The 6,788-nt window shown below is 70.9% G+C and carries 5 protein-coding genes; 3 read left to right on the forward strand and 2 right to left on the reverse strand.

Going from position 1 to position 6,788, the window contains the following annotated elements; all coding sequences use genetic code 11:
* Positions 1-484: 484 nt before the first annotated feature.
* Together AE652_RS27710 and AE652_RS27715 are read right to left on the reverse strand one after the other, a co-directional pair.
* Positions 485-2,485 (reverse strand): NAD(P)/FAD-dependent oxidoreductase, encoded by a 2,001-nt coding sequence (locus AE652_RS27710; RefSeq protein WP_199823151.1) that lies wholly within the window; start codon positions 2,483-2,485, stop codon positions 485-487.
* Between the two features lie 44 nt (positions 2,486-2,529).
* Entirely contained in the window at positions 2,530-3,423 is an 894-nt protein-coding gene (locus AE652_RS27715; protein ID WP_049656299.1) for a class I SAM-dependent methyltransferase, read from the reverse strand.
* Between the two features lie 1,309 nt (positions 3,424-4,732).
* Between AE652_RS27715 and AE652_RS27720 the strand changes: the two genes are divergently transcribed.
* The 3 genes from AE652_RS27720 to AE652_RS27730 are packed head-to-tail and all read left to right on the forward strand — an operon-like array spanning position 4,733 to position 6,773.
* Entirely contained in the window at positions 4,733-4,993 is a 261-nt protein-coding gene (locus tag AE652_RS27720) for a hypothetical protein (protein WP_049656300.1), read from the forward strand.
* A 41-nt stretch (positions 4,994-5,034) separates the two neighbouring features.
* On the forward strand, positions 5,035-6,021 hold the full coding sequence (locus AE652_RS27725; RefSeq protein WP_049656304.1) for a 3-oxoacyl-ACP synthase III family protein: 987 nt from the start codon (positions 5,035-5,037) through the stop codon (positions 6,019-6,021).
* The gene (locus tag AE652_RS27730) at positions 6,018-6,773 is read left to right on the forward strand and encodes an SDR family NAD(P)-dependent oxidoreductase (protein ID WP_049656301.1); all 756 of its coding nucleotides are present in this window, start codon (positions 6,018-6,020) and stop codon (positions 6,771-6,773) included. The genes AE652_RS27725 and AE652_RS27730 overlap by 4 nt, the downstream gene beginning before the upstream one ends.
* Positions 6,774-6,788 lie beyond the last annotated feature (15 nt).

Consider the following 6,788-nt stretch of genomic DNA (forward strand, 5'->3'; position numbering starts at 1 on the left):
TTGTACTGGTTGTGGTGGTGCGGGGCCGGCTTTGTTGCTGTTGTGCTTCAGCTGGCCGTGCTGGGTGTTCCTGCCGGTCTTCGGGTCTCACCGCGTTGGCTTCGTCGGTCCTGGCCGGGCTGGCTTCTGCTGGTGCCTGGTGCCTGGTGCCTGGTGCCTGGTGCCCGTGTTGTGTGCCGTGGTGCTGTGGGGTGGGTGGCCGGTCCGTGGTGTGGGCCGGCCTGTCCGTTGTCCCCTTGTCCCCTTGCTCGTTGTCCGTTGCCCGTTGTTCTTGTTCCCGGTGCCGGTTGTCCCTGTCCGCGTGTCCTTGCCCCGTTGTCCGTTGGCCTTGTCCGTGTCCCGGTGCCTGTTGGCCTTGTTGGTGTGTCCTCGTCCTTGTTCGGGCCGTGGGCGCGTGCGTGCGGGTGTGGGCGCGTGTGGGCCGTTGGCGTGCGCGGGTGCGCGGGTGCGCGGGTGCGTGGGTGCCGGGTGTGTGGGTGGTGGGTTAGGGGTTGGGGGTGTGGTTGGTGTGGGTGGTGGTTTGGTAGTTGGTGAGGTCGAAGGTGCGGGTTTGGTGGCGGAAGCGCCAGGTGTAGGTGGGCCAGATGGAGGGGTTGTTGCCTTTGGTGTCGGTGTACCAGCTGGTGCAGCCGCCGGTGTTCCAGACGGTGTTTTTGAGGCGGTTTTGGAGGGTGTTGTTGTAGGTGGTTTGGGCGTGGGGGTGGACGTCGAGGGTGGTGAGGTGGTGGGTGTGGAGGGTTTTGAGGGCGGCGAGGATGTAGGTGATCTGGGCTTCGATCATGACGGTTTGGGAGGAGTGGCCGAGGGTGGTGTTGGGGCCGAGGAGCATGAAGAGGTTGGGGAAGCCGTGGATGGTGGTGCCGCGGTGGGCGGTCATGCCGTCGCGGTTCCAGGTGTCGGCGAGGGTGTGGCCGTTTCGGCCGTGGATGAGGTGGGCGACGGGGCGGTCGGTGGCGGTGAAGCCGGTGGCGAGGATGATGGTGTCGATGTGGCGGGTGGTGCCGTCGGTGGTGGTGATGTGGGTGGGGCCGATGTGGGTGATGGTGTCGGAGACGATGTCGACGTTGGGTTGTTGGATGGCGGGGTACCAGGTGTTGGAGAAGAGGAGGCGTTTGCAGCCGACGGTGTAGTCGGGGGTGAGGCGTGCGCGCAGGGTGGGGTCGGTGACGGATTTCTTGAGGTGGCCGGCGGCCATGTTCTTCATGCCGGTGGTGCGGGAGGGGCGGGACATGAAGAACGCGACGATTTCGCGGCCGTGTTTGTTGAAGGTGCGGCGGAAGCGCTGGTAGCCGGGGAGGTGGCGGAGCATCCAGGTGTGGCGGGGGGTGTTGGGCTTGTCGGGTTTGGCGGCGACCCAGGGGGGTGTGCGCTGGTAGAGGTCGAGGCGGTTGACGTCGGGTTGGATGGCGGGGACGAACTGGATGGCGGAGGCGCCGGTGCCGATGACGGCGACGTCGCGGCCGGTCAGGTCGTGGTCGTGGTTCCAGCGTGAGGAGTGGAAGACGGTTCCGGTGAAGGTGTCGAGGCCGGGGATGTTCGGGATGGCGGGGTCGGAGAGGTAGCCGGTGCCGGTGATGAGGGCCTGGGCGGTGTAGCGGCCGTGTTTGGTGCGGATGTCCCAGTGGTGGTGGGTGTCGTTCCAGGTGGCGTCGAGGAGTTCGTGGTCGTAGCGCAGGTGGGGGTCGACGCCGTGTCGGGTGGCGCAGTCCTTGAGGTAGGCGTGGACTTCGGCCTGGGTGGCGAAGGTGGATTTCCAGTCGGGGTTGCGGGCGAAGGAGTAGGAGTAGAGGTGGGCCTGGACGTCGCAGGCGCAGCCGGGGTAGGTGTTGTCGCGCCAGGTGCCGCCGAGGTCGGTGGCGCGTTCGAAGACGAGGAAGTCGTCGATGCCGGCTTTGAGGAGGCCGATGGCGGTGCCGAGGCCGGAGATGCCGGCGCCGATGACGGCGACTTTGAGGTGGCGGACGGCGAGGTCGCCGGTGGGGTGGGGGGCGGTGGCGTGCTCGGTGCCGGCGGTGGCGGTGGCGGTGGCGGCGGTGATGGCCGCGGCGGTGGCCGTACGGGTGCCCGTGCCGGTGGTGCGGGGCGGGGTGCGGGGGGCGGTCGTGGTGGCGCCCGTGCCGGAGGCGGCCGCGCCCGTGCCGGAGGCGGAGGCACTGCCGGTCGTGCCCGTGCTGGTTCCCGTACCGGTGGCCGTGCCGCTGCCGGTGGCCGTACCGGTGGCCGTGCTGCTGCCGCTTCCGGTGGTGGTGCCCGTACCGGTGCCGGCCTTGCCGGTTCCCGTGTTGGTGGCCGTACCGGTGCCGGCCTTACCGGTGCCGGCCCTACCGGTGCCGGTGCCCGCGGTGTTGGTGCCCGCGTTGGTGTTGGTGGTGGGGGTGGGGGCCACCCCCGCCGCCGGGGCTGTGCCGGTGCTGGCGTCGGTGGGTGTGCCGGTGCCGGTGGTGGTGGTGTTGGTGGTGCGGTTGGGGGCGGGGGTGGTGGTCATGGCGTCGGTGTCCTTGTCTCGGGTGTCCTGGGTGGGCCCGGGGGTCAGGCGCGGCGGGTGAGGGTGACGCGGAAGTTGTTGAAGATGTGGTCTTCGAGGGGGTAGGCGAAGATGTCGAGGTAGCGCTCGAAGCGGGCGACGGTGGTCTCGTCGGTCATGGTGACGGCTTCGTCGCGGCGGGCGGCGAGGAGTTGGAGCCAGGCGCGGCAGGCGCGGGCGAAGGACTCGGGTTCGTTGCGGATCTCGGTGACCTCGAAGAGGCCGTCGAGGCCGGCGGCGAGTTCGGGCAGGCGGGGGATGTGGCAGCCTTCGAACTCTTCGCGCTGGAGGAATTTGAGGTCGTCGAGGAGCTGGCGGCGCAGTGGGGGGTTCTCGACGGTCATGGTGTGCAGGACGAAGCGGGCGCCGGGCTTGAGGAGGGAGTGGACCTGCTTGAAGAAGACGCGGTAGCGCTGGGTGCGCTCTTTGGGGGTGAGGGAGGACAGGACGAAGTGTTCGAGGGCGTTGATGCAGAACGCGGCGTCGTAGGGGGCCTGGCCGTCGGCGAGGCGGTGGTCTTCCCAGCTTTCGACGCGGGCTTCGATGGCGGGGTTGTTCAGGGCGTCGACGAAGTCGGCCTGGGTGCGGGAGAGGGTGACGCCGACGGCCTTCTTGACGCCGTGGACGGTGGTGAGGCGGTTGAGCATGGTGCCCCAGCCGCAGCCGATGTCCAGGACGGTGTCGGTGTGGGCGGCGCGGGCGAGGTCGGTGAAGGCGTCGAGTTTGCGTTCCTGGGCCTCGTCGAGGACGGCGACGAGGTCCTCGCCGTCCTCCCAGTAGCCGCCGGAGTACATCATGGTGGGGCCGAGGATGAGTCGGTAGAGCTCGTTGGGGACCTCGTAGTGGTGGCGGATGGCCTCGACGTCGGGGTTGATGGTGCGGGCTTCGACGGTGGTCATGGGATGGGGCCCCTCGGTTGACGGTTGTGGGTGTGTGGGGTTGTCGGACGGCGGTGGGTCGGCCGGTGCGGGGTGGGCGGGTGGGCGGCCCGGTCGGGCCGTTTCCGTGGTGGTCGGCCCGGTGCGGGCCGGGGTGACAGGCCCGGCCGCTGTCCTGGTGCCGGCGGCGGGCGGCTGGGTGCCGTCCGGTGTCCGACGGTGGTCTTGCTGAACTCGGCCGCTGTCCCGGGTGGTTGGTGCCGTCCGGGAGAACGGTCGGGCCGTTCGGTGCCGCGTGGTGTGGTGCTGGGCCGGCCGTCGTTCAGGGCGGCTGGGTGCCGTCCGGTGTGCGGCGGTGGTTCCGGCTGAACTCGGCTGCTTCCCCGGTTGGTTGGTGCCGTCCGGGGCGGGCGGGTGCGGTGTCCGGCCGGGTGGTCGGTGGCGCCTGGTGCGGTGCCGGGCCGGTGTTGCGCGGTGGTCGCCGTGCGGGCCGGTACGGCGGGGTGGTGCGGGGGCGGGGCTCGGGGTGGTGTGCGTGCGGGTGCGGTGTGTTGTGGGTCAGGTAAGCGTGTGTCTCGCAAGCGGTGCGCAAGGGGGCGGGGGGTGGGTGGGTTGCGGGCCGGTTGCGTGGGGGCGGGTTTCATGCGGTTTCGGCAAGACACGCGGCCCCCACGGCCTGTCGCGGGGGGTGCTTCGGTTCCCGGGTGGTGTCGACCGCTGTTCCCGGGGGGTCGTGCCGTGTTGTTCCGGAGGGTTCTCCCGCCGGCTGTCCCACCCGTTCCGCCCGTCGTTCCGCCTGTTCCGCCTGCTTGTTGTCCGTCCGTCCGTCCGTTCCTTGTGGCCGTGTGTCCGTTCGTTCGTCCGTCCCCTCGGTGCCGTGTGTGGTGTGTTCCCGGGGGCGGGGTGCGGGGGCGCGTGTCCGGGGGCCGGCCGGCCGGTCGGCCGGGGGTGGCGGGGGTGGTGGTGCGGGTGGCCGGGAGGGTTCTCCGGAGCGGTGCGGGTCCGCGGGTACGGGTTCACCTGAGCCCTGTGCGGGTTCACCCGGGCCCTGTACGGGTTCACCCGGGCCCTGTGCGGGTTCGCCCGGGCCCTGTGCGGGGTGTCGCCGAGGCGCCCGGTTCCGTCTGCCCGTCTGCCGGCCCGCTCGTGTCCGTTCGTCCGTCAGTCCGCCTGCCCGCCCGTCCGCGTTTGTCGGCCGGCCGGTGGGCGGGGTGGTCGGGGTACGGGTGCGGGGCGGGGTGGCGGCGGTTGTTCCTGGCATGTTCATTCGACGCGTTGACGTGCCCATCACCCGGGAAACGGGGGTGGGCGAGGAGAGGAACGATCACTGATGTCTCAGATTCCCACGATCGAGGACCTGGCCCAGCAGCTCCAGGCGGTCTCCGGTGCGCAGGAGATCGACGCGGACGCCGCGCTGCAGCACATCGCGGACGTCGACTCGCTGGACCTGATGGAGTGGCTGTACGGCTTCCAGAACCAGTACCCGCACATCCCGGCGGACGAGTCGCTGTTCGCGGACATCGACGACACGACGACGCTGCGGGTGGTCCACGAGCGGATCCTGGCGCTCGTGCCGGCCGAGGCCAACTGAGAACCCGGCGCGGGCGGGCGGACGAGGAGAGGGGTCGGGTGGTGAGCGGTTTCGACGTCACCGGCTGGGGCATGTCGGTGCCCGAACGGGTGGTGACCAGTGCCGAGCTCGCGGAGCGTTTCGGCGTGGACGAGCACTGGATCGTCTCGCGGTGCGGGATCCGTGAGCGCAGGGCGGTGGGCCCGGGGCAGACCACGGCGTCGATGGCCGTGGAGGCCGGGCGCCGGGCCCTGGAACGCGCGGGCCTGACGGGCGCGGACATCGCGCACCTGATCGTGGCGACGGCGACCCCGGAGCAGCCCTCGCCGGCGACGTCGGCGTTCGTCCACGACGAGCTGGGCATCGCGGGCAGCGCCCACGACGTGAACTCCGAGTGCGCCGGCTTCGTGTACGGGCTGGTGACCGCGGCGGGCCTGCTGCGCATGGACCCGCGCCCGATCCTGCTGATCGGCTCGGACACCCACACGCTGACCGCGAACCCGCGGGACCGGGACCTGTCGATCCTGGTCGGCGACGGCGCGGGAGCGGTGGTCCTGCGGCCGGGCGCGGTGGACCGCATCCGGGCGTGGAACCTGGGCGCGGACGGCTCGTGCAAGAACAGCCTGAAGGTCCTGGCCGGGGGCTCGCGGATGCCCACCACCGAGCGGACCGTCGCCGAGGGCCTGCACTACGCGCAGATCAACGGCAACGAGATCTACCTGAACGCCGTGCGCTACACGGTGCGCACGATCCGCGAGACGCTGGAGCAGGCGAAGATCACACCGCAGGACGTCGACCACGTCATCCCGCACCAGGCGAACATCCGGATCATCAACTCGGTGCTCTCCCACACGGGGATCCCCGCGGACCGGCTGGTGACGAACCTGGAGCGCTACGGGAACACCGCGTCGGCGTCGATCCCGATCGCGCTGGCGGAGGCCCTGGACTCGGGTCGGGTCAAGGACGGCGACACGGTGCTTTTGGCCGGGTTCGGCGCGGGCATGACGTGGGGCTCGGTCCTGCTGACGTGGGGAGGGGTGGCGCGGTGAGCGGCAAGGACGCCTTCGGCGCCAGGCCCGACTCCCCGGTGGCGCTGGTCACCGGCGCCTCCGGGGGGCTGGGCAGCGAGCTGGCGCTGGCGCTGGACGCGGCGGGCTGCCGGGTCGCGGTGCACTACAACAGCTCCCGGGCCGGGGCGGAGAAGGTCGCCGCCCAGCTGGTCAACGACCACGTGCTGGTGAGCGGCTCGGTCGCCGACTGGGACGCGGTCACCGCGATGTACGAGCAGGTCAAGGCCGCGCTGGGGCCGGTGGACGTGCTCGTCAACAACGGGGCGGTCCGCAAGGACGCGCTGATGGCGATGCAGAACCCCGCCGAGTGGCGGCAGGTGATCGACACGAACCTCGTCGGCTCCTTCCACACCGCCAGGGCGTGCGTGCCGGCGATGCTGCGCGCCCGCTGGGGACGGGTGGTGAACATCGTCTCCCCGTCGGCGCTGATCGCCACCGCCGGGCAGACCGCCTACTCGGCGTCCAAGGCCGGCCTGATCGGGCTGACCCGCACGCTCGCGGCGGAGTGCGGCCGCCGGGGGGTGACCGTCAACGCCCTGTCGCCCGGCTTCATGATCACCGGCATGACGGACACCCTGCCCGAGCACGTGGTGGCGGGCATGCGGGAGAAGGTCCCGGTGCCCCGGTTCGTCACCCCGCGCGAGGTCGCCCGCTCGATCACGCTGTTCCTCGACCAGGACTGCATGACCGGCCAGGTCATCAGCATCGACTCGGGAGCCTCCATCACCTGACCCGGCGCCCCGGGC

The organism is Kitasatospora sp. MY 5-36, from assembly GCF_001182915.1.
Classification (GTDB): Bacteria; Actinomycetota; Actinomycetes; order Streptomycetales; family Streptomycetaceae; genus Kitasatospora.

What these genes read in the sequence shown, in the direction of transcription:
- AE652_RS27710 (WP_199823151.1), bottom strand. Translation starts at nt 2,485, where the DNA reads ATGACCACCACCCCCGCCCCCAACCGCACCACCAACACCACCACCACC.
- AE652_RS27715 (WP_049656299.1), bottom strand. Translation starts at nt 3,423, where the DNA reads ATGACCACCGTCGAAGCCCGCACCATCAACCCCGACGTCGAGGCCATC.
- AE652_RS27720 (WP_049656300.1), top strand. Translation starts at nt 4,733, where the DNA reads ATGTCTCAGATTCCCACGATCGAGGACCTGGCCCAGCAGCTCCAGGCG.